Here is a 25906-nt window from a genome sequence, read left to right on the forward strand (position 1 = left end):
CACTTTCGGCTACGACGCCCTCGAAGTCGCATCTTCGCAGTCCACCTGTCGAACCATTTGTGCACTCTTATGCCCGTTTGCTGCCCGATCGGCTCGCGCTGGACACGGATCTGTTGTGTGTCAACTGCTTAATTGATCTCCTCAGGGTACTCATGCGATACAAGGCTGGGTGAAGTCTTCTTCGCCGCGGTTCGGCAGCTGGGCGTGAGTGGGGGTCTTCTGTGCGCCGGGTTCCCATAGCCGCTATGGAAGGACTATCGACTTGAAACGACGTTCCGACTATGAGGCGATCGCGATCATCGGTGTCGGCTGCCGGTTTCCCGGTGGGGTCCGAGGCTTGCGGAGCTTCTGGGAGCTGCTTACCTCTGAAGTCGACCCGATCGGCGATGTGCCATCGAACCGATGGGACGCGAACGCCCACTTCAACGCCGACTCCAGTGCCCCGAATCGGATGACGATACGCCAAGGCGGATTTCTTCCCGACTCGCCTGAAGAGTTCGACGCGGCGTTCTTCGGTATGACACCGCGAGACGCCGCAGGTCTGGACCCGCAACAGCGGGTGTTGCTCGAAGTCACCTGGGAGGCATTCGAGGACGCGGGTCTGCCGATCAGTACAACCGCGGGTACGTCCGTCGGAACATACATCGGCGGTTTCACCCTCGACGCGATGACGCTGCAACTGTCGGAGTCGAACCGTGTTCTCACCAGTGGATCGACCGCGACCAGCGTGGGGCTGGCGATGCTTTCGGCGCGGCTGTCCCACACTTTCGACTGGCGCGGGCCGTGCTTCACGGTTGATACGGCGTGCTCGTCGTCCCTGGTGGCGCTCCATCAGGCCTGCGTCGCTCTCGCTCGCGGTGAGTCCGGCATCGCCGTCGCCGGCGGCGTGAATGTCATGTTCAACCCGGTCACCACCGTGCTGATGTCGAAGGGACGGTTTCTGTCGCCGGACGCGCGGTGTAAGTCGTTCGACCATCGTGCCAACGGGTATGTCCGGAGCGAAGGTGCCGGCGTCGTCGTGTTGAAGCCGCTTTCAGCCGCGCTCCGTGACGGAAACCATGTGCACGCGGTCGTCCGCGGCAGTGCCGTCAACCAGGACGGGAGGACGCCCGGCGTCACCGTACCCAGCGGAGAAGCCCAGATCGCCGTGATCAACCGGGCTTTCCAGGAGGCGGGTGTGACGCCGGACTCGGTCGGCTACTTCGAGGCCCATGGAACCGGTACCGCGGTAGGGGATCCGATCGAGGCCGAGGCGATCGGGTCGGTTCTGCGTGATTCGGATCGAGCTCACTGGCTCGGTTCGGTGAAGTCGAACATCGGCCACACGGAGGCCGCCGCAGGCGTGGCCGGATTGATCAAGGCGGTGCTTTGTGTCCAGCATGGACAGATCCCGCCGAATCTCCACTTCGAGCGCCCCAATCCGGGAATTCGTTTCGAGGAACTGCCCTTGCGGGTGCCGACGTCGGTCGTGCCTTTCCCGGCCCTCCCTGGACCGCGCCGCGCGTCGATCAACTCCTTTGGTTTCGGGGGCACCAACGCGCATGCCGTGATCGAGCAGGCGCCGATCTCACCTGAGCCGGAGCGCGGCGCTTTCGACGGCAGCGACGTCCCGCTTCTGCTCCCGCTCTCCGCTCGCACGCCCGAGGCGCTTGCCGCCACCATCAAGTCGTACGAGGAGGTTTTCGGGCGATCGGCCGCGCCCTCGTTCCGAGAGGTTTGCCGCGCCGCCTCTCGGCAACGGGACCACCATGCGGTGCGCACGTTCGTCGTCGCGGAGAACAGCGGGGAAGCGGTCACCGGCCTTGCGAACTTGAACGGTGCGCGATCTGCCCACAGCCGTGAGCGCGGGGTCGCCTTCGTCTACCCAGGGATGGGACCGCAGTGGTGGGGGATGGGCAGAGAACTTCTGGAGGAGGAACCGCGTTTCCGCGACGTCGTGAGGGCTTGCGACGAGGTGCTCGCGCGATTCGGGATCAGCATGGCCGAGGAACTGGCCCGCCCCGAGCACGAGTCCAAACTCACCCGGACACGGTACGCGCAGGTGGCGAACTTCGTCGTGCAGGCAGGCCTGACCGCGGTGTGGCGTGGGTGGGGCATCGAACCCGTGGCGATCGTGGGGCACAGTGTCGGTGAGGTCGCCGCGGCCTACGCCGCCGGTGTGTACTCGCTCGAGGACGCGCTCACCATCAGTTTTCATCGGGCTCGCTTGCAAGCGGGACTCGCAGGCATGGGGGTGATGGCCGCGGCCGGCGCGTCCGAGGCCGAGATCCGCCCTCACCTGCTCGGTGGCGTCGAGGTCGCGGCGGTCAACAGTTCTTCCACGACGACCTTGTCCGGCGATCCACAGGTGATGGATGTTGTCGCAGAACGGCTTCGCGACGCAGGCGTGAATGTGCAGCCGTTGCGGGTGGAGGTCGCCTATCACAGCCATCAGATGGACGGCATCCGTGAGCAACTGTTGTCGGCGCTCGCCGCCATCACTCCGAGCGAGGCCGTGGTTCCGCTCTACTCCACGGTGACGGGTGGTCAGGTCGGCGGGGAGGAGTTGAACGCCGCGTATTGGTGGCGGAACGTCCGGCAGCCGGTGCGGTTCGCGGACGCGTTCCGCCGGCTGCTGGCACGTGAACCCGGCCAGGTGCTGGAGGTGGGGCCGCATCCGGTGCTGGCAACGGCGATCGACGAGGCGATCGCCGGAAGTGGTTCGAGTGCGGGCAGGTTCGCGTCGCTCGTCCGGAACCAACCGCAGCGGCGGCAGCTCGCGGAAACCCTGGGCGCACTTTACGTCGCCGGTGCGGATCCGGACTGGTCGGGCGTATATCCGGGTGCACTCGGGCGGGTGGAACTGCCTGCCTACCCTTGGCAGCGCGAACGTCATTGGCTCGAGACCGAGGAATCAGCGCGGGCACGCCTCGGATCCGGAGGTCTCGCGCTCGCCGGCCGGGTGGTGGCGGCGACCAGCCCGACCAGGGATGTCGACCTGTCCACCGGTGAGTTCCCTTACCTCGAAGACCACAAGGTCGACGGTGCCGTGGTTTTCCCGGGCACCGGTTATCTGGAGGTGGCGCTCGCGGGGTTCGCGGACGAGACCCCGTGTGTGCTGGAGGACATCAGCTTCGATCATCCACTGGTGCTGGGAAAGGGGTCCGTCACGACGCTGCGCGTCGAGCACGACCTCGAACGACGCTCGGTGCTGATGCACAGCCGCGAGTACGGAGACAACGTGCCGTGGACGTTGCACGTTCGCATGCGCAAGCCCCAGCTGGCGAAACCGAAGACCCCGTCTGTCCATACCGAGTCCTTGACGCGGCTGACCGCACGGTTGACCGAGGTCGGCCAGGAGGACATATACGCTCACTTGAAGAACCGGCGTCTGGACTATGGCCCGGCGTTTCGCGCGGTCGAGCGGCTCTGGTGCCACAACGAGGCAGGCGAGATCTATGCCTCGCTGCGTACGGACACCGTCGTTCCGGACGGTCATCGTTTGCACCCCGCGTTACTCGACGCGGCGTTGCACGCGATGATCGTCGGCGCGTCACTGCTCTCCGGCGAGCAGGATGACAAGACCTATGTGCCGGAGAGGATCGACACCCTGCGTTTCCATCGCTCGGTCGGACAAAAGCTTTGGGTGCGAGGAAGACAACGACAGAGTGGCGCCGACCGGCTGACCTGTGACATGACGCTGATCACCGACGACGGGGAAGTCGTCGCCGAACTGCTCGGCGTACACGCGCGGGCGTTGACCCGTGACAAGGGGGAGGGTGTCGCTGAAGCCACGCCGCAGCACTACGAATCTTCGTGGCACGCAGCCGACTTCGGCGACTGCGACGATCGGAAGGGAACCTGGATCGTCGTCGGCTCGGGGCTGGGGCGGACTCTCTCGAGCAAACCCTGACCGGGCGGCAGGAGAAGGTTCTGCGGGTGCCGACCAGCGAGCCGTCTTGGGTCGACCGGGTCGTCGCGAACGCAGGCGCGGGAAAATGCCGCGGCGTGGTGTTCGTCGACTCCTCGCTTCAGCCACTCGAGTCCGTCTGCGATCCAGTAGCCGCTCCGCTGCGGCTGGTGCAGGCACTTCCTCCTGACTCGGCCGGCTTGTTCTTGATCACGAGAGGCGCGCAGGGCGTCGACGACGAGGATGTGACCACCGCGCCCTGGGCGTCCGCGTCGTGGGGCTTCGGCAGGGTGGTCGCAGCCGAACGGCCGGAGCTGCGCTGCCGGCTGATCGACATCAGCGGCGAGGCCGACGGAGAGTTCGACGCGCTCGTCCGCGAGCTCGGCCAAGACTCGGCCGACGAGGTGAAGCTGCGGGGATCCAGCCGATACGTGCGGCGGCTCGAGCGAGCAGATCCCTTGTCCCCGACGCGCAATGTGCTCGTCCGGACCACCGTGACCCCGGTTGGGCTGCACAGTACCGGCAGCGGTGCCGACGGACTGCGGTTCACCTCTATTCCTCGCCGGGAACCCGGTCCCGGTGAGGTCGAGATCGAGGTGGCGTACGTCGGTGTCAACTTCAAGGACGTGCTGAAGGTATCCGGACTACTGACCCCGGAGGCACTGCGCAACAGCTTGTCGGGGAACTTCCTCGGGTTGGAGTGCTCGGGAACCGTGGTGCGAACGGGCGAGGGCGTCACCGGGCTGGCTGCCGGTGACGAAGTGTTCGCTCACGGCGCGGACATGTTCCGTTCGCACGTCACGGTGGACGCGCGACGCGTGGTGCCGAAGCCGGGCACGCTGTCCTTGGCGCAGGCCGCGTCGCTGTTGCCGGTCGTGACTGCTCATCACGCGTTGGTGAGGCTCGCGAACGTGCGTCCTGGCGAGCGGGTGCTGATCCACTCCGCAGCGGGTGGGGTGGGGCTCGCGGCCGTCCGGATCGCGCGGAGTCTGGGTGCGCAGGTGTACGCGACAGCCGGCAGCGAACAACGCCGCGAGTACCTGCAGAAGGAAGGCGTACAGACGATTTCCGACTCACGGTCGACCGCTTTCTTCGATGACGTCCTCGCCTGGACCGAGGGAGAAGGGGTCGACGTCGTCGTCAATTCGCTGTCCGGGGAACTGCTCGAGAAGAGCGTCGCGCTCCTGCGCCCGTTCGGCAGGTTCGTCGAGATCGGAAAGGCGGACATAGCGGCGGATCGGTCGTTGGGGCTGGCCGCGTTCGGCAAGGCGTTGTCCTTCCACGCCTTCGACTACGACCAGATGCTGTTGATGCGCCCCGAGGTGGCGCGCGGCTGCATGCTGGACGTCTCCGAGCTGTGCGTCCGACGATCCGTCGAACCGCTGCCCGTCTCGGAGGTATCCGCCGGTGCGGTCCGGGAAGCGATCAAAGGGATGACGGCGGCCGGGCACGTCGGCAAGATCGTGGTGCGGATGGGCGGTGAGGAGCTCACCGTGCCGGCTGACTCAATGACCGATCCGGTGGTCCGGCCCCAGGCGACTTACCTGATCACAGGCGGGTTGGGCGGGCTCGGCCTGGAGGTGGCGCGCTGGCTCGCGCTCAACGGCGCCACACACCTCGTCTTGGTCGGCCGTAGCGGGGTCTCGACCGATGACGCCCGCCGCACGGTGACCGAACTGACGAACCGCGGCGTCGAGGTCCGCGTCGAGGAGGTCGACATCGCCGACCGCGGCCAGGTCGGGAGCCTGATCGCCCGAACACGCGCCGAATCACCGCCGTTGCGCGGGATCATCCATGGCGCGGCGAATTTCGACGATGTCGTTCTCCCCGACACGACGGCGGAGCGGCTGGTGACAGCGACCCGGCCGAAGGCGGACGGGGCATGGCACCTCCACCTCGCGACTCGCGAGGACGCACTCGACTTCTTCGTCCTCTTCTCGTCGCTGGCGGCGCAGATCGGCGCTCCCGCCGCGGGCAACTACGTGACCGCGAACGAGTTCCTCAACGGCCTCGCGCGTTACCGTCGCGGGCTCGGCTTGCCCGCGACCAGCGTCGGCTGGGGCATGATCGACCAGGTCGGCGTGGCGGTCCAAAAGGACGGTGCGGTCGGCAACGCTTTGCGGCGCAACGGCCACATCGGAATGACGCCGACCCAGCTCGTCTCAGAGCTGGAGGTTCTGCTGCGCGCACGTCCCACTGAGGTTTCGGTCGCCGCCATCGACTGGCGACGGTGGGCGAAGGCGAACCCGCAGATCGCCGCCGCCCCTCGGTTTTCCCAGCTCGTTCCCGACGCCGACGCTGTGCACGACGACATGTCCTTGCCACAGCGGCTTCGTGACAGCACGCGCGCGGACCGGCTCACGCTCCTTCCGGCGCAGGTCGCACCGGTGCTGCACGCCGCGACCGGGGTTCCGCTCGACCGGCTCGGCGACGAGCAGGCCGTCGACATCGACTCGCTTGTCGCCGTCGAACTGCGGGTCCGCCTGCAGGACACGCTGGGTGTGTCCGTTCCCGCCGTCAAGCTCCAGCGCAACCTCACCGTTGGCAGGATCGTCACGCTCCTCGCCGACGAACTCGAGCGCCAACCCATCGGCGGCGCACGAGAGTCGCGGATCAGCACCCACGAGTTCGTCTCGTCGGACGGCACCGTGGTCTACGGCCATCTCAGTCTCCCCTCGGGGCCCGGGCCTCACCCCGCCGTTGTCGTATGCACCAGCGGTACCGGTGGTGCGCTGGACGACGACGGTCAGTTGACGCGGCTGAGCGAGCACGCGCCACTGACGGAAGCCGGGTTCGCGGTCTTCACCGTCGATCACCGCGGCGCACCGGGGCACGGCCCGGAGTTCAGCGGGATGGCGGAGCTGGGTGGCAGGGAGGTGGACGACGTCATCGCGGCCGCGGAATACCTGGTCGCCGATCCCGCCGTCGATGAGAAGCGGATCAGCATCCTTGGTACAAGTCGCGGCGGCTACGTGGCGCTTCTCGCGACGACTCGGGCTCCGATGTTGTGGCACCGTTGCGTACTGCTCATGGCCTTCGCCGAACCAGGTGACTTGCTGAGCCGGGCGGCCTTCACGAAACGCAACCCGGTTCCGCTGCCGCCAGGGACAACGCCGATCGAGGTCGAGGCCTACTTCGCGGAACGCTCGAGACGACCACTTCTGGACCTTGGCGTTGCGAAGTCGCCGATTCTGCTGGTACACGGCGATGCCGATGAGGTCGTTCCTCATGAGGAGGCCCACAGGATCGCGGAGCGTGCGCGCGAGGCAGGACTGGACGGACGGCTGATCAGCGTGGCGGGGATGGGGCACGACCACGACCACGCCGGTGACGAATGGACTGAATTGTGGCCGGAGATCCGTCGGTTTCTCCGGGGGAACCCACACCCGGCGGCAGAGGCCGAAGTACCTTGAGCCGGAACGGCGAACGAGCGGGAAACGAGCATGCGGTGGTGCTCGGCGCGGGCATCGGTGGTCTGGTGATCGCTGCCGCACTGAGCGACCATTTCGCGAGTGTCACCGTCGTCGAGCGCGATGTCCTGCCCGATGGGGCCCGGCAAAGACGAGGGGTGCCCCAAGGCGCCCAGGTGCACGCGTTGCTCACCAGGGGACAGCTGGCGCTCGAGGAACTGTTCCCCGGATTCACCGCCGAACTGCGGGAGAGCGGTGCGCCGTACGGGGATCCGCTGGTGGACATGCACTGGTACTTCGACGGCTATAAGCTCCGCGCCGAACCGTCTGGTCTCGTCGGATACTGTATGAGCAGGCCGGGGATCGAACACCTCGTGCGACGGCGGGTACAGGCCCTCGGCAATGTGAAGATCATTGACGGTTGCGAGGTACTGAGGCCCGAAACGACCGCTGATCGAACGCGGGTGATCGGCGTCCGGGTCTGGTCGCACAGCGAGTCCGCCGAGTCGATCGTCGAGGCCGACCTCGTCGTGGATGTGACGGGGCGTGCGACGCGCACACCACTATGGCTGGCCGACCTGGGCTACGCCGCTCCGCGACGGAAAAGCGTGCACGTCGACGTCGCCTACGTCACGCAGATGGTTCGCCGGAGGCCGGAGCACCTCGATGGCCGGCTCGGCGCGGCGTTGCTGTCGTATCCCGGCAGACCGCGGGGCGGTTTCGTTCTGGCACAGGAAGGCGACAGGTTCGCGGTCACAGCCAGTGGCCGAGGCGGGCTGGTTCCGCCGACGGACCACCGCGAGCTGGCGGACTGGATGGCGAGACTCGGCGACCCGGACATCGCGGAGATGGTGTGTACAGCCGAGCCACTCGGTGAAGCGAGGATGATGCGCTACCCGAAGAGCAGCAGATATCGGTACGAGAAGCTAAGTCGATTTCCGGACGGCTATCTCGTCGCAGGCGACGCTCTGTGCTCGTTCAACCCGCTGTACGGCCAGGGCATGACGGTGGTGGCTCTCGAAGCATTGTTGTTGTGGCGATTACTCGCTGACGACACCGCTCGACTGGCGCGGCAGTTCTTCAAGCTCGCGGCCCTGACCCTTGACGCGGCCTGGATGCTCTCCGCCGGCGGCGACCTTCGGTTCCCGCGGGCCGGGGTCCGCCAGCGGCCGAGCGAGCGGCTGATCAATGCTTATCGCACCCGGCTGTACAGGTCGGCGTCCTTTGATCCGGTGGTCGGCAAGCGCTTGTTCCGCGTCGCGAACCTCATGGAACCTCCGTCCCGTCTCATGACACCGGGTACGGCGATCCGGTTGTTGCACCCGCGATCCGCGGCCGCCCGGACTGGGCTCTGAGAGCCTCTCTATTTTCACACAGCTCAACCGACGATCGCGGAAGGTGGGCCACATTGGCCGGCGCAAAAAACGGAAACTTCAGCGAAAAGATATCACCCTACCTGCGTCAGAAGATGAGTAGCAGACGAGGTGGCGGCGCACCGAAGTTTCTGACACTGCAGTACGCCGAGGATCCCTTGGAAAAGATTTCCAATGCTCGTGAGAGTCCCAGGTACTACCAGTCCGAAGTTCATGCCACCTTCGAAGGGGAAGTACTCCGGGGTGTCGAAAAGCTTTACCGCAGAACACTTCTCGTCGAGCCCACCACAATCTGTGCGGCACATTGCCGCTGGTGTATCCGCGGTCAGTGCGACACGCTGACGTTGTCGAACGACGACCTGGAGCGGATCGCCCGCTACTGCGGCACCGCGCCCGAGAACGCGGACGTGCGGGAAATCCTGGTGACCGGCGGAGACCCGCTGATCCTGGTCGATCGCGTCGACTTCCTGCTGGATTCGATCGAACGGCACGCCACGGACGTCGAGGTCGTCCGTATCGCCACCAGGGTGCCTCTCCAGGACCCTCGTAGGGTGGACAAGCGAATGCTGCACGCTTTGCGCCCGCGCTCGACGTTCCGGATCGAGATCGCCACCCATATCAACCATCCTGGCGAACTGTTCCCCGAAGTGCGCGAAGCCTACGCGGCCCTGCAAACGGCAGGAGCGAGGATTTACGACCAGACCGTGCTTCTGCGTGGCGTGAACGATGAACCGGAAACCCTGGTCGAACTGTTCGACGAACTGCGTCACCTCGACATCGAGGCGCACTACCTCTTTCATTGCAGCCCAATTCGCGGCATGGACCACCATCGTACTTCGATCGCCCGAGGACTTGATCTTTTCCGTCAGCTCAGTTGCTCGGGAAAGACTTCCGGGCGAGTCAAGCCTCAGTTCGCCTTGATGACCGACGTCGGGAAGGTCTCCCTCTGCGAGGGGTCGATCATCGGTCGAGACAAGGACCGAGTACTGCTCAAGACGGGCTACTCGTACGGGGATCGCTTGAGGTGGGTTCCCACGTGGACGCTTCCTGCCTCTGCATCCGTCGGTGGGGACGGGTTCCTGCAGGTCTGGTACCTGGACGCCGACGAGAAGAAGGCGTGAGGTCGATGCGGCAAGGGAGGAACTGACCAGGCCATACGTTCTCGCCCACGACCGACGACATATTTCCCCTCGATCCGGGGCGCGGGTCAACCGGGAGCCTTTGGTGCAGGATGTCGAGGACATTTCGTGCACTGGTCGTCGCGGAGTCTTCAAAACGTCCGCCGAGTTCTGCAGAATCCCGGGAACGGTCGAATCGACGTGGGTGAACCGTCGCCGTGGGTGAAAGAGTCCGAAAGCCTGTTCGGGGGAATCCGGCGCGATAGATTCCTGTCCTCCTTGTCGAACGGGCATTTGACGAGAAGAGGCTGGCAATGTCAGACGATGCTCCGGTGATGTGCCCGCTCACTGGTCTCCGTATTTCACCGGATCAGATGAGGTCCTCGGCGGGAATTCCCGCCGAGGATCTCATCGTCGAGGGGTGGGTCCCGGTAGGGAAAGATGGAGACGCCCTGGTGGTGGCGGTGAGCACCGAGGCGGATCCGGACCTCGTCGCCCGACGAGTGCGGAGCCGGCTGCCAGGGCAGCTCGTCGTGCGCGTTACCGTCGGCCACGTCGAGTTCCAGGAGTACGTCCTGCGGACCCACAGAACAGAAATCGCCGACCAGATCGCCAACAAGTTCTCCCGGACCCATCCTGAGTTCAGCGCCAAGGCCGGGTTCACCCGGTGGCAGGGCGCCTTGGGCGCCCTCGCACTGTTCACCTCGGCGGTCCTGCTCGTGCTGGCACCGGGCGTGCTGCTGGTGATCATGGCCGGAATCTTCCTGGCGACCACACTCGTCAAGGTCATCCTGTCGATCGGTTCGCTCTTGCCGAGCGCGCTGCCCGGACAGCGGCCCGCGTCGGCCCGGCCCACCAAGGTCCCGGACATGGACGCGGCGTCACTTCCCTTCTACACCGTCCTTGTCCCCGTGTACGACGAGGCCGCAGTGATGTCGAGTCTGGTCGCCGGCCTGGCCAAGATCTGGTACCCGCACGACCGGCTGGAGATCCTCTTCCTCATCGAGGAGCACGACACCGTCACCAAGGAAGCCGCTCTCGCCGCGGACATGGCGCCGTATATGCGGATCGTCGAACTGCCACCGGGTGCGCCGCAAACCAAACCGCGGTCCTGCAACCTCGGGCTCCTCCTCGCCCGAGGTGACCTGGTGACGGTGTTCGACGCCGAGGACCGCCCCGAGCCCGACCAGCTACTGAAGGCCGCCGCGGCCTTCGCGGCCGACGAGGACGGAAAACTGGCCTGCGTCCAGGCCCGGCTGTTCTTCTACAACGCCAAGCGTAATTTGCTCACCCGCCAGTACGAGCTGGAGTACTCGTTGCGGTACGGCATGATCCTGCCTGGCTTGGCACGGCTGGGACTGCCCATCCCCTTGGGCGGCACCAGCAACCACCTCCGCACCGATGTCTTGCGAGCGGTCGGCGGCTGGGACGCGTGGAATGTCACCGAGGACGCCGACCTCGGCATGCGCTGCCGTGCCCTCGGCTATCGGGTGGACATGATCGACACCGTGACCTGGGAGGAGGCTACGTCGACCCCGGGCGCGTGGATCCGCCAGCGCACCAGGTGGCTCAAAGGTTTCATGATCACCGTGCTCGTCCACACGCGCTCGCCACTGCGGACACTGCGCCGGTTCAAGCCATCGGGGATGGTGACGCTGCTGGGCATCCTGGCCGCCAGTCCGCTGATGTTCCTCACGCAGCCGGTCGCGACCGTTCTCCTTTTGCTGGCTTCGCTAGGCGTCGGGTGGTCTTCGTTGGGCGACGGCGCCCATATATCGATCACCGGAACGATATTGGTGGTCGCCACCGTGTTGAACGTCGGCATCACGCTGGTGGCCGCGATGTTCCGGCGGATGGCTTACAGCCACCTGGCATGCCTTCTGCCGGGGTACTGGTTGCTGTACTGGGTCGCGGCGTGGCGAGCGTTGGGGCAGCTGATTCGTTCGCCGTTCACCTGGGAGAAGACCCCTCACGGTCGCGATACCGGCGACGACCTGCCGCACACGAGGGAGGCCGCGGTCTCCTAGGCCTCTTGCCGAGGCGCCGTCGCCACGAGTGACGCCAACGCGAGTCCGTAGGTGGCGAGTGCGTGCACGGAGCGGGCACCTGAGGCCATCGCCCACGCGCGGGCGATGGCGAAGACAGCGACAGCCTGTGCCGTGCCGCCGGTGAAAAGGTGGACGATCGCTGCTTCCACCCGCAGCCGTATCTCCGGCTCGCGGTCGCCGAGCCGCACGGCGGCCTTGATCCCGAGGTCGTAGTAGGCGATCGCCGCTTGCCAGCGTTGCTCGACAAACAGATAGTCGCCCAGTCCGATGGCGAGTTGCCACGCGCGCTTGTACTCCTCCACCTCGAAGGCGCGTTTCGCGGCATAGTCGAGGGAGGCGTACTCCGTCTGGAACCAGGTCAGGGCCGCGCTGCGTGACGTCAAGGGCTGCGGTCCAGGTGAACGTTTCACGAGCTGTGGTTCGACCGGGCGTGGTTTTCCCGGATTCAGTGTGCGCCCGGCGCTTCGGGCAGTGCGGATGTACCAGTCCAGTAGGCGTTGCCAGGCCCGGAGGCGGTCGACCAGCGGGTCGGCTATCACTGATTGCTCGGCGGCATATACGCGCAGGAGGTCGTTCAGCCGGAACCGGCCGTCGTCGAGGTGGCCGACGAGATGGCGGTTGACGAGTTCGTCGAGCTGGGCCCGGGTGTCCACCAGAGACTGCCCGGCGAGTGCGGCCGCGGCTCGGTCGCTGAAGGAGCCGGTCGGAAGTATTCCGAGCATCCGGAACAGTCGGTCTTCGGCCGGGCGCAGCGCGCGATAGGACCAGGAGAACGCGGATCGTACGGCCGCCGTTCTGTCGTCATCGGGGACTTCCAGCATGTCGAGCCTCATCCGGCTGTCGGCCAGGTCCTCGGCCAATTCGGACAGTTCGAGGGCGCGGTTCTGCACGGCTCGCGCCGCCGCGATACGCAGGGCCAGGGGAGTCCGGCACAGAGTTCGACCAGTCGGCGCGCCGCATCGGCCTCGGCCTTCACGCGCTCGGCACCGATCACTTTGGCCAGAAGCGCTTCGCCATGCTCGGTGGTCAGAACGTCGAGGGTCAACACCTTTGCGTCGATGCTCGCCGGGAGACAGGCCAGCCGGTTACGGCTGGTGACAATGACGAGGCAGGAGGCCGTACGCGGGAGCAGGGCGGCAACCTGCTCGGCGCTGTTCACGTCATCGAGGAGGATGAGGACCTTCTTGCCACGAATCCGAACCTGGTACCTCGACTCAAGGGTCGCCGGATCGGTGTCGGAGTGCTCGGCCTGGTGTTCCAGACTCTTCAGGATTCGCGTCAGCGCTTGATTCGGCGACATCGGAGTCTGGTGTCCGCTGAATCCACCCAGCTCGAGGTAGATCTGGCCATCGGGGAACTGATCCGCCAGAGCATGGGCCGCATGCACGGCGAACGCTGTCTTACCCACGCCCGGTGCGCCTTGGACGACCAGTACGCGGCTGTGGTGCGAGTCCGGCCGCGTCTCCGATTCCGCCAGCCACGAGTGCACCTCGGCGAGCTCGGAGTCACGATGAACGAAGTTACCGACCTGGTGGGGAAGCTGCGCCGGCACCAGTTGTCGTGGAGTCGTCGCCGGGACCTCGGCCGGGCGAACCGGGTCGAGACCGGGTTCGTTGACGATCATCTGCTCGTAGAGGTTCTGAAGTGACGTGCTCGGCCTGACGCCGAGCTCGTCGGCGAGCAATCGGCGCGCGTCATGGAAATGCTGCAGAGCCTCGGCTTGTCGTCCCAAGCGGTAGAGCGTGCGCATGAGCACTTCACGCAGCGGCTCACGCAGGGGATGGACCGCGACCAGCTGGGTCAACTCGTCGGCGAGGGCCGTATCCACGGTGTCGAGTCCGAGGAGAGCGCGCGCTCGTTCCTCCGCGGCCACGGTGCGGAGCTCCGCCAGGCGCATCCGTTCGACGTTGGCGAAGGGGCCTGGAATACCGTGAAAAGGTGTCCCTTGCCAGAGTTCGGTGGCCGCCGCGAACTCGGCCACTGCCTCGGCGAGCTTGCCGAGACGTGAGAGGTGCCGGCCTTCGGAGTTGAGCTCCTGGAATCGGTGGACGTCGATCCGGACACGGTCCAGATCGAGACGATAGCCCCGTCTTCCGACCGTAGCCAGTTCACCTTGCGCCGGAGTTCCGGATCGGGTTCGAGTGCCTGGCGGAGGCCCGCGACATAGGTGTGGACGCTGCCTGCGGCGGTAGCCGGAGGCTTGTCCCCCCACATCGCGTCGATCAGCTGCGACAAGGACACGACGTGGCCATGCCGCATCGCCAGCACGATGAAGAGGCAGCGTCGCAGCGGTGGCCCGAGGTCGAGCTCCCGTTCGCCGAGCCAAGCTCGCACGGGGCCCAGAACGTGTAGTCGGAGTTCCGGCCTCGTCCCGGGTGATCCGGTTGCTGCTCCCATGCCGTCCTCTGGTTGTGGACCGGGCCCACGACCCGGTCGCCGTCTCTCGAGGTCCAAGGGAAGCGACCCCGTGATTCAAGCCTGATTGAGGTTCGTTAAGACGTCGTGAAGGACGCCCTCTCATGCTTACTTCAACTCACCTGCATCCCGACGCGGAACGGAGGCGGACCGTGAACCGAGTGCGTGTGGCGGTGCGTGCGGAGGACGCTGTGGCAGGAGTCGGGCTGGCGTCCTATCTGGATTGCCAGGCTGAAATCGATGTGGTGCCGTGCACCCTGCCCCTCGAGGCCGACGCGCTGGTTTTCGCGGTTGAGACGGTGGACGATGCGGCGATCGCCTTCATGCGGCAAATGGCCAAGGAATCCCACGCCAAGATGGTACTCGTGACCAGGCGTCTTCCGGAGACAGAGGTGTTCACCGCTGTGGCCTGCAGGGTCGTTTCGGTGCTGTCCTTGGTGGAAGCGAGCGGTGAGGACTTGGTCGCCGCGGTGCTCGACGCCGCCTCGGCGGCAGAACTCCCCGCCGACCTGCTCAATGAACTCGTCGAACAGATCCAGCGTGTCGGCGCCGGAAAGCTACTGTCCGATGGTTTCGACGCGCGAGAGATCGATGTCCTCAGGCTGCTTGCGGACGGACTGGACACCATGGAGATCGCACGGCAGCTCTGTTACTCCGAACGAACGGTGAAGAACGCGCTCCACCGGCTGCTGACTCGAATGCGCCTCAAGAACCGGCAACACGCCGTCGCCTACGCGCTACGGGCCGGGGTGATCTGAGCCGAGACCGGTCTTCGCCCGGTGACGTGGACCGTACCGATCACGGATAGCCCTGGTTCCAGGCCGAGTCTTCGGGGAAGGTCATCCCGGTGGTGTCCACGCGCTGGAGATGTTCGATGGCGGCCCGGAGCTTCGAGACCGCCTCGTCGGGATGATCGGTAACGACCGCGCGCATGGCCGTCGCGGCGGTGGACAGCCCCAACATGAGGTCCACGTAGTGTTCCTGAGTCCGACGGGAGCCTTGGTGGCCGCTCATCGTGACGAGCTTGTCGACGCAGCCGTCGAACCGGGCGGCCAGTTCCAGATGAGGGAGTACGACTCGCTCATCCGGCATCCAGGTGCTGGTGGGGGCTTGATGACGCAAGTCCTCAACCGGTTCCCCGCGTTCTTCGTGATTCACGACCACCCTCCCGTGGTTGTGTCCTGCCCTCAAGTCGGGTGAGGACCTGTCCATCGTGGCACAGTCCGAGTGGCCAGGGAACGGTATGAACTCATGCCGGTGAATTTTCCTTCCTATGGCTTGCCGGTATCGCATCAGGACAGGCGGTGAACTTCGATCGGCTTCTCGCGGAAAGATTCGTCCGTCGAGGTGAGCTTCAAGCCGACTCCATGCAGGGTGTGCAAATACCGGGGCGACGTCGCAGAGTCACCGAGTTTCCGGCGGAGCGACGAAACGTGCACTCGCAGAACCTGGTACGCGGACGGGTCGGCGCGACTCCAGAGTGCCTTGATCGCGTCCTCGCGGCTTACCACGGTGTCGAGGTACCGCGCCAGCAAGGCCAGTAGGTCGAATTCGGTAGGTGTCAATCCCAGTGTCTTCCCGTCTCGCACGATGCTCCTTGCCTCGAAATTGATACGAAGATCGCCGACCTCGATGAAATTCACTCTGGGGGATGTGGCCGAGATCCGGCGCAGTACGGCGTCGATTCGGGCAAGAACGTGACTGAACGAGCAGGGCTTCACAAGGTAGTCGTCGGCACCGAGGTTGAGAGCCGCGGTAACGATGTGCTCGTCGCTGTGATTGGATGCGACAACGATGGGTACGTTGCTGAACCGTCGAAGCTGGCGCAACATCAGCTCCTCCTCCGGCACCGTTCGGCAGAGGTTCAGGAGGACCACGTCGGCCCCGGAGAGAGCGACGTCCTTGGCTTGGATCATCGCGCTCCTGTTGCGCATGGTGTGTCCATGCGCGGCAAAGAGTTCCTTCGCCGAAGCGAAGTCGACTCGTTCATCGTCAATGATCAAGATAATGGACATCGTCGCCAATGTATAGCATCACGCCCGCGCATCGGTCCCGGTCCGTGACTGTAAAGGCAGCCATCATTGCCCCCTCTGGCCAGTAATAGCGCGAAGCCTGCCGAATGCCCGGAAACGCTCGATCGGCTCGGCATTGCGGAGCCCGCATTCGTGGTATCGCCAGAGTTCCTGAAGATCATCGGTTGGACAACTGTGGAAATGATAGTAGAAAATAACATCCGGAAGTGTGAAGGTCGACGTAAAGACCGTGACTCTCGCAGGAATAGGGCAGAATTGCCTAAGGCTAATGGGTGATGGCACGGAAGAGGATCGAAAGTTTCGTGACACTCGGCGACGAAATGGTCGGGTTGCTTTGCCATTGGCGGGGATGGTGGACGTGAATTCGCGCGACCTGATGTCAGAGCGTAGTTGAGCGGGTGCTCCAGGGAGTCGCTTCCGTGGTGCGCCGTAGGCCCCCGGCTGTTCTAAGCTCGTGCGAAGGTTGGGTTCGTCCAAGGTGTCTGACCTGCTCACTCCGCCGGAGCGGGAGGCTGCGAGTGGGCAGGTGCTGCATGAGAGAACGGAGTACCGTGGCGTGACAAAGACCAGTCGCGGTGTCACACTTCGTGTGCACCTTCTTGGGCCTGTGCGTGCCCATCTCGGTTCCGAGGAAGTGGATCTCGGGTCGGCCCGGAGCCGCACGTTGTTCGCGATGCTCGCGAGCCGGGTGGGGCAGGTCGTCGCACGTGACGACATCATCGATGGGCTGTGGGCCGATCCTCTGCCCGGCAACCCCTCGGCCAGCATCTACACCTACATCAACAGTCTCCGCCGCGCACTCGACCCGCAGCGCGACTTGCGATCCTCAGCGGGCATGCTCGAGTCTGTTCCCCCCGGCTACCGGCTCAACGCGGATGAGGTCACCGTCGACGCGGCTCGCTTCACCGAGCACCTGAACGTGGGCAGCGGGCTGACGAAAGTAGACCCCGAGGCTGCGATCGTCGAGTTCGAGGCCGCGCTCGGGCTCTGGCACGACAGCCCATTGGCCGATGTCAGCGGCCCGTTCGTGCAGGCGACAAGGCTGCGGCTGTTCGAGCAGCGCTTCAGCCTGGTCGAGGACTACGCGGCGGCGATGCTCACCCTCGGTCGTCATGAGTCCGTAATCGACGACCTGCGCGAGCTCGTGCGCCGCTATCCGCTGCGCGAACATCCGCGAAGCTTGCTCATGCAGGCCCTGCATCGCGCTGGGCGCACAGACGAAGCACTGGCAGTGTTCAGCGATCTCGAGACGCTCTTGAGTACCAAACTCGGTATCGACCCCGGCGCCCAGCTTCACCAGCTGCGCGATCGAATCGCCTCGGGCGCTGCCGACTTGTTGAGCGGGACGCCCGTGCACGCCGATCCGGTCGCCCCGAAGCCGCCGGTCACGCGGAAGACTCCGGCGCAGCTGCCCCGGCAAATAGCCACATTCGTCGGCCGCGACACCGAACTCGGCAGCCTTCGAGCTGTTATGGCACCCGCCATCGGTGCGCCGAAGGTCGGGGTGCTCACCGGACCCGCCGGCGCGGGCAAGACGACACTGGCTGTGAAGATCGCCCACGAACTCGCAGCACAGTTCCCCGACGGGCAGCTGTTCCTCAATCTGCGTGGATTCGATCCGCACGAACCCGCTGTCAACCCGGCCCAAGCGCTCGTGGACCTGCTCGGCGACCTAGGGGCGCAGACGCTCGCTCCCGGCCAGGGCGAAGCCGAACTCAGCGCGCACTTCCGCAGCACGTTATCCGGTAAACGCATGCTTGTGGTACTGGACAACGCACAAAGCAGTGAACAAGTCAGGCCCCTGCTACCCGGGGACTCCTGCCTGGTGCTGGTCACCAGTCGCAACCGCCTCGATGGCCTCGTCGTTCGCGACGGCGCCCATGTCGTCGATCTGGATCCGCTGCGGCCTCACGAATCCACCGCCTTCCTCGTCGAACTGCTCGGCGAGGAAAGCATCGGCGACGCGGCCGCGCTTGACGACCTCGGTCGCATCGCCGAACTCTGCGGACATCTTCCCCTTGCCTTGAGCATGGTCGCGCGCCGCCTCGTCACGCAGCCTGCGACACGACTCAGCGACGTGGTCACCGAACTGAGCGACGAAAGTGACCGCCTCAACGCTTTGAGCGCCGACGGCGACGCGGTTCGCCCCGCGTTCTCCTGGTCCTATCAAGCTCTCAAACCCGAAGCGGCACAGTTGTTCCGACGCCTTGGTCTGCATCCCGGCGACGAGTTCAGCACCGGAGCCGCGGCAGCGTTGGCCGGGTACACGATGGCCAAGACCCGTAAGTTGCTCGGCACGCTTGCCAACGGCCACCTCATCGCCTGGGCAGGCCGTGACCGGTACCGCATCCACGACCTGCTGCACCTCTATACCAAGGAGCTCGTCCACAGCGACGAAATTCCCCAGCAACACGACTCGGCCACCCGCCGCTTGCTCGATTGGTACCTCTACACCACCGAGAACGCCTGTCGCTGGGTCGATCCGGCGCGCGAGCCCACTCGGATACCCCTGGCACCACCACCCGACGAATGCCAGCCTCTCGAGTTCACGGACAAAGCCGCCGCCAGGAACTGGATCTTCTCAGAAACCGCGTCCTTGCGTCTTGTTCTGCGCCATGCCGCCGAACAAGGCTACGACGACTACCTCTGGAAGATCGTCTGTCTCATGTGGGACGAGCAGAAGAAGGGGACACAGATCGACGAGTGGACCGGCCTGCTGCAACTCGCGGTGGCGGCTGCGGAGAGGCAGGGCAACACCGAAGCGCAGATGTGGGCGACCATCGAACTCGCTTACAACTATCTGTATTCCGGCCGCTTCGATCGGTCTCTGGAGTGCTTCACGCGCTGCAGGGAGTACTGGAGCACCGACGGCGCCGGAAAGCCGAACGCCAGGTTGCAGCTGGCGCTGGCACTCACCGGTTGCGCTCATATCATGCACTACGTCAGGGAAGAGCCGCCGCGCGCGCTGGAGTACTGTCTTGACGCATTGCCCATGATGCGCGAGGAAGACTACGCATTGGGGCAGATCTGGGCGCTGGGCGTCGCAGGAATGATCTACCGCTCGCTTGGCCGTGTCGACGACTCGGAAGCCGCATTGCAGGAAAGCTTCAAGATTTGCAAGGAGCAACAGCCGCGGCCATGGTCGCTTGAAAGCTACGTCCTTCGCGACCTCGCCTGGGTCGAGCAACGCCGGGGACGGCAGGAGGAAGCGAAGATCTACCTGACGCAGGCCTTGACAACCGCGCGGCGGATAGGCAACGTCCTTGGCGAACTCCGCATGCTGGTGCCACTGCGGCAGGTTTTGGATGACCTCGGGCAGGTCGCCGAGGCGAAGATATATCAGAAGGAGATCGAGGAGCTCATGGAGAAGTACTCGTTGTCCGAGGCCTTGGTCAAGGCCGTGACCTCGGATTGACAGAGCGTGGTACCTCCTGGCGTCGCGCTTGCCGGGACGACGGCCCGGGCTCTGGAGCCGCCGGCTCGCTGGCGCCCGGTGGCAACGGTGCGACAGAGAGGTCCTGCGGGGCTTTCGCCGTATGCGGATAGACCTCGGCTGGTAGACCAAGCGAGATCAACGATTCGGTGAGGTCGGCCTTGCGCGTGGCTCGCGGCCCCGCCCTGTCCTGGAGCGCGACCCAGCCAACCGGATCCGGCTGGAACCGTCCAGCGACTATACGCCCCGTCATCAATCGTTTGTCCGGGGTCATGAAAAGGTCGTTTGCCGGCACGATCACCCAGCGACCATCTCGCCCGATTTCCGCGACCAGCCAGCTCAGCCAGTCCGGTACGGCGAAACGGGGCCATGCACCGCGGACAGCACCGGAAATCGCCAGTACCAGGGGCTTGCCCAGCCCAATACCACGATCCACGATCCGACGGACGAACTCCCAACCGCGAATCGTGGGGCCATTCCAGAGCTGGATCTCTTCGAGGTTCTCTGTCGCGCGAGCCATGACCAGGTCCACTTCTTCGTACTGCGGCAGACGTTCCGCCACCGCCACCGCCGCCGCCATCGTCATGCCGGGCAAGGGGAAATAGACGCCGCCATACGATGTGCTCACAGATTGCGTCAGGAGAAGTCGATCGTTGGTTCCGTTGTCGGCCCACGGCTTGGTCCAGGCGAACAACTGTACGATGCGTTCCTCCACGGCAGGGCTCACCGGTAGCAACTCCAGGAAACGCAGCAACTCGGGCAGTCCCGGAATATCTTTTCCCAGCCGGGGCGGATCGGCCAGAGCGCGGTGCAGCACAGCGTCGATCGCCGGGTTCTTCGCGGCCAGGGTCATCGCCCCCGCAAGCTCAAGGTAGACCTGCAACACCGCGGAGTTATGGGTGCCAGGGAAAAGCTGGAAGATCGGCCCGCTCGGCGCCGCTTGAGGATCCTCGAGAACTATCGCGTGGCCGTCGTCGCTCAGCAGATTGGCGAAGTACTCGTTGGTCATCGTCACCTGGTCCACATGGGACAGCAACGTCGGATCCACCGGCAAGGGATTGATCCGGGCGAAAGCCAGATCGCGCTGCCTGGTGCCATTCATATTTGCGCCACGTAGATGATTCGCCAGGTGATAGACGACCGGCGAGAAGGCCGTCATCAATTCCGTCAGCCGCAGGTTCTCCTGTGGCGAAAGTTCCCCTCTTGGTGACACGAGTATACGCCAGCCGCCGTCTCCAAGTGGTACGCCGCCTTCAAACATCGCGCGCAGTACTTCGTCAATCCCCTCCCAATTGTTGAACGCATGATCAGAGAAGTTCCCCTGGAGGTATGGTGACCGAAGTTCGATCAGGCGGCCATTGCTGATCGTTTCCCTGTATGTGAAGACCCAATCGTCGCCAAATACGTCGAGAACCTGGTCATCGTCCGGGGGTAGTACTCCGTGTCTCCGATTGTAATCGGAGATATGGCCTTCGCGCCTCAGTCTTTCCAGCAAATATCCGAGTTGTGCGCGGGGGTCGAAGTTGATCGCTATGACGAATCCAACGGCGTCGTGGGAGTTCACTCCGCCGGGTACTCCGCCGGGCAGGAACGTTACCGGTGCTTGACCATGGGCCACCGATTCCATTGCCTGTTCGTATAGATTTCGCATGACAGTCGCGCGGGTCACGCGGGTGTGCTCGATCATGGAATCTATCTCGGCGAGCCGGTCTGACAGGGTTTGTGCGTCGAGGTTGTCGGCGAGACCCTGGCCCAGGTCAAGCGCCCATTCCGCGATCTGCTCACGCCATTCCGGTTGGTAGTACACCGGGAGTGCCGCGAGATGCCGTTCCATCATCCCCAGTGCCTCGGCGTATTTGGCGTCGGCGCCGGTGTAGAGCGGGATTTCGCCGATGTGCTGGGCGAGGATCGACCAGTGGTGGTACCGGAACGTCAGGTCTCCGGGGAGTTGATTGCCTGACTCGTCGTGATGGCGTCCCATTACCGTGTTCTCGAGGTCAGGTGCACCGAACTCTCCTTTCTCGTCCCGCCAGCCGAACATGTGCCCAGCCTCGTGTACCTTTTCCTTGTCGCCGATCCGCCACGAGGTCTGTTTGGAGGTCCCGGTCTCCTTCAGTGTCACCACGTGGTGCGCCTCGTTACGGTCCGTGACCCGCACGTATCGAACCCGGAACAAGTCGCCATTCGGCAACCTGTGACGAGGCCTGTTGTAGTACTTGTCAGTTCCCTCCAGCAAATCGATCCATTCGGCATTCTGGACAATGGCGCCGAACTCGTTCTCCGGATCGAGAAGAATACGAACGGTGACCTCGGTCAGCGGCCCTTCGTCCGGCGACAGCACACGACGCACGGCAAATTTCGCCCGCACCACCACCGGTCGGTCGTGAAGCAGATGCTTCGGTTTCCTGGCCCTGCTCAGGTCCTGGCCATCCGGGGTCGTCTTCACTTCAGCGGCATCCAGGGGCGCAAACCTCGGCAGCTGCAAAAGCCGGCCACGCGGATACTCCGGCGCCCTGTCCAGCAACCGCCGAGTCTCCCGCGATACCTCCGTCAAGGGCAAGCCCTCCGGATTGAAGTCCTCCACCCGGTCTGCGCCCTCCGGAGCCGATGGCTCACGCGCACCTGGAGGCAAAGAATCAGGCACTCGCCCGCCCAGCCTGGTCGCCGGGCCGCCGCGGCTCGCGCTGTGCAGGTCGTCGTCACTGCCGGCGAGGTGAAGGCGCGTCGCTTTCCGCGGCTGGTGAACGGTGTCCGTCAGTTCTCGCGCGACTGCACCCTCCGCCGCACCGGAGCTTGCCTCGAGCGCTGCGAGGTCTTGTGGGGTGAGTGTCAGCGGGTGTTGCCCAGGCGTGGGTGTTTGCCGGGTTCCGCTGATGCCGAGGAGGCCGAGTAGCGTCTCCGTGGATTTGCTCGCTGGTTCGTTGATGTCCCATCGTGGGTGTGGGATGCCGGCGGCGCTGGGGTTCCCGCCGGAGTCGTACATCTCCACCTGTACTGGACTGGATGGGTCGTGGATCCAGCCGTCTGTGCGTTTGCCGGAGGTCGCGGGTTCCAGGGTGATGTGGACTTGGTCGCCGTTGCCGAGTCGGTGTCTGGTGTTGATATGGGTGTCGATCAGTGCCTGGACCTCGCGTACCCTTTCGCGCAGGGCGGGGGTGGTGACTGATTCTGGTGAGGAGACCACGTCGATCGGTACGGTGAATTCTCGTACCCAGTTGTCGGTGCCGACCTGGAACCGGCGCAGGTCATACCGGATGTGGCTGATCGCATTGTGCCCGCCGTGTCCGCCGGTGGCTGCGTCGGGTCGTCCTGTGCTGATGCGTGTCGGCACGGCCTGGTCCCGTTGTGTTCGCCAGCTTTCGCCGGGATTGGCGAAGGAGCCTGATGCCTGTCCGCCGGCGGTATTCGCGTCGCCCGCAGTGCGGCTGGTTGCGACCGACCGGTCGGGGTCGGTGCCGAGCAGGAAGATCGCCGTTTCGGGGGAGACGGTCGGGTCCGGCTTGTCGGTGCGTGTTTTGTCCGTGTTAGGCCGGTTGTGGTCCGTGCCCGGCGGTGACACAGCCGGTGTTGAACCGGTCGAGGTTGTGGCCGGCCGGAGGGATTCCGCGCCGAGCGTGGTGTCCGTGGCCCGCGGGACGGCCTGGAACGTGCCTTCGGCGCGTGACACCGCCACGACTGGTTTGCCTTGGGCTTCTGGCCGGGAGTTCGCGATCTCCGGTGTGCGGGAGTCGGCCAACGGTGTCGCCGCGCGGGAGTCGAGGACGGGGGCACTGGGATCGCGTGGACCGGTCGCCACGGCCAGGTGCTCCGACATCGGCGGTAGAGCCTGCCCGGCCGGTTCAAGCCGCGCCGGATCTTGCTGCGGTGTGCTTTCCACCAGGGGCCGCTGTGGGGAGAGTGAAGCACTCTCGTCCCGCCGTATGACGACCTCAGGCCCGAGAGTGGTGACGGGCCGGGTGCCTGTACTGGTGTCTGGTTCCCGCTTGTGGTCGGTGTGCCGGCTCCGCCTGGTGTGGAGGACGCGGCTGTGGTGGGTGTGTTGGCTGTCGCCGGTTGGTTGTCTTGGCCTGTGTGGAGGCTTGTGTCGCCGGTTGAATTGTCGTTCGAGTCGCGGGACAAGATCGAGTCGGTGTCCGAGCCACCCCAGAGCGAGCCGGTGCTTGATCCGTTCGTGCTGTGGGACGCGGACTCCGAGGATCCGGACGCGAGTGAGATCTCGTCGGAGGCCCAGCCACCGCCACGCAGGTTCGGCACGAAGGATCCCTCCGAGCCACGGGAGACCACGGTGTCGGAGTCCGAACCAATTGACACGACCGAGTCCGTGTCGCGGGATGACACCAGGGTGTCGGTGTCGCGGGACCAGGACAGGTCGCCGGTTTTCTCCGTGAGCCCGGAGTCGGTGACCGGGAGTGCACTGTCGTTCTTGGCAAATAGGGAGCCGAGGCCGAAGTCGCCCGGGGTGGTGAACACGGTCCCGAGCGGACCGGCCCCGGTGCCCGCGACCTCACGGCCACTGTCCTTTTCGTCGCCGGTCCCGGTGTGCCCGGCAACCGGGATCTTCTCCGACACCTCCGACGCGACACCACCACTGTCACCGTTGTCGCTGGTGCCGGAGTTACGGACTTCGTGCAGCCAGGGTCCGAGTTCAAGTTCGAGTTTGCCCTGTTCGAGCGCGGCGATGGTGTCTTTGAGGAACGGGACCCGATCGGCGATGAGATCGCTGAGGTCGTAGCGGTCGTTGCCCTTGAAATCGGCGTGGTGCCTGCTCAGCGCGCCGAGCATCCCGGCATACCAGGGTCCGTGGCCGCCGGTGGCCAGGTGCACCAGCGGTGTGCTCGCCACCACCATCCAGACCTGGCCGACACCGTAGCCACCCAGCCCCAGGGCGTGCAGATAGCCCGGGATCCTCTTTTTGACCCGGTTGATCTCGGCCCGCAGTTCCGCGGCGATGGCCGCGTTGCCCGCCCCGGCGAACTTCCCGGAACTCCGCACGATGTCCTTGGCCAGGCCCTTGACCGCGCTGCCGGCCGCACCGACGGTGAGCCCGTGGAACAGGCCGAACGCCGCACCCCCGATCGCGCCACCGATCGCGGACCTCCCGATCGATTTCCAATCGAACTCTCCCCGCCCAGCGGTCTCCCCGTTCTTCTGCCCGTCGATGACCTGACCCCACTGGATACTGAAATCGAGACCGGCCATGAGCCCCGCGCCCGCGGCAGCGAACTTCGCCATGTCCGCACCGACCCGCAACGTCCCCAGCGCCGCCCGCTTGAACGTCATCCGCTGCATCTCCAGCAGCAACTGCTTCAAAATCGTGCGCAGCGTGATCTGCGTCGCGGCCTTCACCGCGGGAATCATCCACGCCGTGAAAATGCTCCACGCCAGCCAGATGATGGTGGCCAGCGCGATCGCCCCGAACACCACCAGCATGATCTTGGCCTTCTGCGCATCCGCCGCCGCCGTCCGCGCCTCACTCGACAACCCCCGCGACTGCCCCGCCATCGTCCCGAGCCGCTTGACTTCGCTCTTGACCCAGTCGATGGTTCGCTCCGCCGTCATACCCCGCATCGAACGACCCAAAGCCTCCGCCGCACCCACCACCGCCTCAGCCTCAACCTCAGCCGCCTTCGCGAAATCCAGCCACGCACCACTCAACGACCGAAGACCACCCTCATCAGCCTCCGGCCACTTAATACCGATAACCACCTCAAAAAACTTCTGCAACTCCGAAGGCAAACGAGTAACACCATACTCATCACCCATCCGCTTTCACTCTTCTCCTCACAAGAGATCTCCAACCGGGAAGTTCGACAGCTGTGTTCTTTGTGCGTGACCTCCGCGACTGGCCATAGGCGCGCGGGCACTCCAGCCGGCAGTCTGCATGCATGCGGCAGTCAGGACTTATGAGGGTCAGGTAAATGTGGCGTGGCCAGCGCTTGACCATGCCCGAAGGCTCCCTTCACCGCATTAGACGCGGCGAAGGGAGCCTTCATTCCACCACCGACTCACCCGAGAACACGCCACGTTTGCCTGTGACCAAAAGTCGCATCGAGCGCCAGAGCTGAACTCGGCAGGCGTGAGAGCGGGTCCATGCGCGGTTGCAAGTGGACGGCTTCGCCATAGAGTAGATCGAGATCGACCAAGACCGATGTCGTCGTGTGTCGCTGTGTCTGCTCGTTCATCGACG

General features: G+C 64.9%; 12 protein-coding genes and 1 pseudogene. 7 read left to right on the forward strand and 6 right to left on the reverse strand.

All coding sequences use genetic code 11. From position 1 onward, the window contains the following. Window positions 1-262: 262 nt before the first annotated feature. The 5 genes from MJQ72_RS20145 to MJQ72_RS20165 all read left to right on the forward strand — a co-directional run bounded on the left by MJQ72_RS20145 (window position 263) and on the right by MJQ72_RS20165 (window position 11817). Complete coding sequence (locus MJQ72_RS20145; protein WP_240600913.1) at window positions 263-3892, forward strand: type I polyketide synthase; 3630 nt, start codon at window positions 263-265, stop codon at window positions 3890-3892. 26 nt (window positions 3893-3918) lie between these two features. Then, window positions 3919-7302 carry an SDR family NAD(P)-dependent oxidoreductase gene (locus MJQ72_RS20150; protein WP_240600914.1) on the forward strand — a complete coding sequence of 1128 codons (3384 nt, stop codon included), beginning with the start codon at window positions 3919-3921 and terminating at the stop codon, window positions 7300-7302. A gap of 35 nt (window positions 7303-7337) precedes the next feature. Beyond that, complete coding sequence (locus tag MJQ72_RS20155) at window positions 7338-8654, forward strand: NAD(P)/FAD-dependent oxidoreductase (protein WP_240600915.1); 1317 nt, start codon at window positions 7338-7340, stop codon at window positions 8652-8654. A 53-nt stretch (window positions 8655-8707) separates the two neighbouring features. Next, a complete protein-coding gene (locus MJQ72_RS20160; RefSeq protein WP_240600916.1) occupies window positions 8708-9793 on the forward strand; it encodes a radical SAM protein in 1086 nt (361 codons plus the stop codon). Window positions 9794-10254: 461 nt separating this feature from the next. Continuing rightward, entirely contained in the window at window positions 10255-11817 is a 1563-nt protein-coding gene (locus MJQ72_RS20165; protein ID WP_240600917.1) for a glycosyltransferase family 2 protein, read from the forward strand. On the opposite strand, the gene MJQ72_RS20170 is transcribed toward MJQ72_RS20165, so the two are convergent. The 3 genes and pseudogenes from MJQ72_RS20170 to MJQ72_RS45130 all read right to left on the reverse strand — a co-directional run. Continuing rightward, window positions 11814-12728, reverse strand: a complete 915-nt coding sequence (locus MJQ72_RS20170; RefSeq protein ID WP_240600918.1) for a hypothetical protein — start codon at window positions 12726-12728, stop codon at window positions 11814-11816. The genes MJQ72_RS20165 and MJQ72_RS20170 overlap by 4 nt on opposite strands. Further along, on the reverse strand, window positions 12668-14050 hold the full coding sequence (locus MJQ72_RS20175; RefSeq protein ID WP_396426967.1) for a BTAD domain-containing putative transcriptional regulator: 1383 nt from the start codon (window positions 14048-14050) through the stop codon (window positions 12668-12670). Before MJQ72_RS20175 ends, MJQ72_RS20170 begins: the two co-directional genes overlap by 61 nt. After that, window positions 13960-14235: pseudogene (locus tag MJQ72_RS45130) on the reverse strand (winged helix-turn-helix domain-containing protein); the annotation flags it as partial. The pseudogene MJQ72_RS45130 and the gene MJQ72_RS20175, both read right to left, overlap by 91 nt. A 170-nt stretch (window positions 14236-14405) precedes the next feature. Between MJQ72_RS45130 and MJQ72_RS20180 the strand changes: the two are divergent. Further along, entirely contained in the window at window positions 14406-15011 is a 606-nt protein-coding gene (locus tag MJQ72_RS20180) for a LuxR C-terminal-related transcriptional regulator (protein ID WP_240600920.1), read from the forward strand. Window positions 15012-15051: 40 nt separating this feature from the next. On the opposite strand, the gene MJQ72_RS20185 is transcribed toward MJQ72_RS20180, so the two are convergent. Together MJQ72_RS20185 and MJQ72_RS20190 are read right to left on the reverse strand one after the other, a co-directional pair. Further along, window positions 15052-15345, reverse strand: coding sequence for a hypothetical protein (locus tag MJQ72_RS20185; protein WP_240600921.1), 294 nt, complete (start codon window positions 15343-15345; stop codon window positions 15052-15054). 200 nt (window positions 15346-15545) lie between these two features. Then, window positions 15546-16268 (reverse strand): response regulator transcription factor, encoded by a 723-nt coding sequence (locus tag MJQ72_RS20190; protein ID WP_240600922.1) that lies wholly within the window; start codon window positions 16266-16268, stop codon window positions 15546-15548. Window positions 16269-16920: 652 nt separating this feature from the next. On the opposite strand from MJQ72_RS20190, the gene MJQ72_RS20195 reads away from it, so the two are divergent. Continuing rightward, the gene (locus MJQ72_RS20195; RefSeq protein WP_396426994.1) at window positions 16921-19701 is read left to right on the forward strand and encodes a BTAD domain-containing putative transcriptional regulator; all 2781 of its coding nucleotides are present in this window, start codon (window positions 16921-16923) and stop codon (window positions 19699-19701) included. Here MJQ72_RS20195 and MJQ72_RS20200 read toward each other — a convergent pair. Then, on the reverse strand, window positions 19679-23050 hold the full coding sequence (locus tag MJQ72_RS20200; RefSeq protein WP_240600923.1) for a hypothetical protein: 3372 nt from the start codon (window positions 23048-23050) through the stop codon (window positions 19679-19681). The two genes, MJQ72_RS20195 and MJQ72_RS20200, sit on opposite strands and share 23 nt — an antisense overlap. Window positions 23051-25906: the final 2856 nt, after the last annotated feature.

The organism is Amycolatopsis sp. EV170708-02-1, from assembly GCF_022479115.1.
In the GTDB taxonomy this organism is placed as follows: Bacteria; Actinomycetota; Actinomycetes; order Mycobacteriales; family Pseudonocardiaceae; genus Amycolatopsis.

Excerpts from the sequence above, each read along its gene's own strand:
- MJQ72_RS20190 (WP_240600922.1), bottom strand. The coding sequence starts at position 16,268 with ATGTCCATTATCTTGATCATTGACGATGAACGAGTCGACTTCGCTTCG.
- MJQ72_RS20185 (WP_240600921.1), bottom strand. The coding sequence starts at position 15,345 with ATGCCGGATGAGCGAGTCGTACTCCCTCATCTGGAACTGGCCGCCCGG.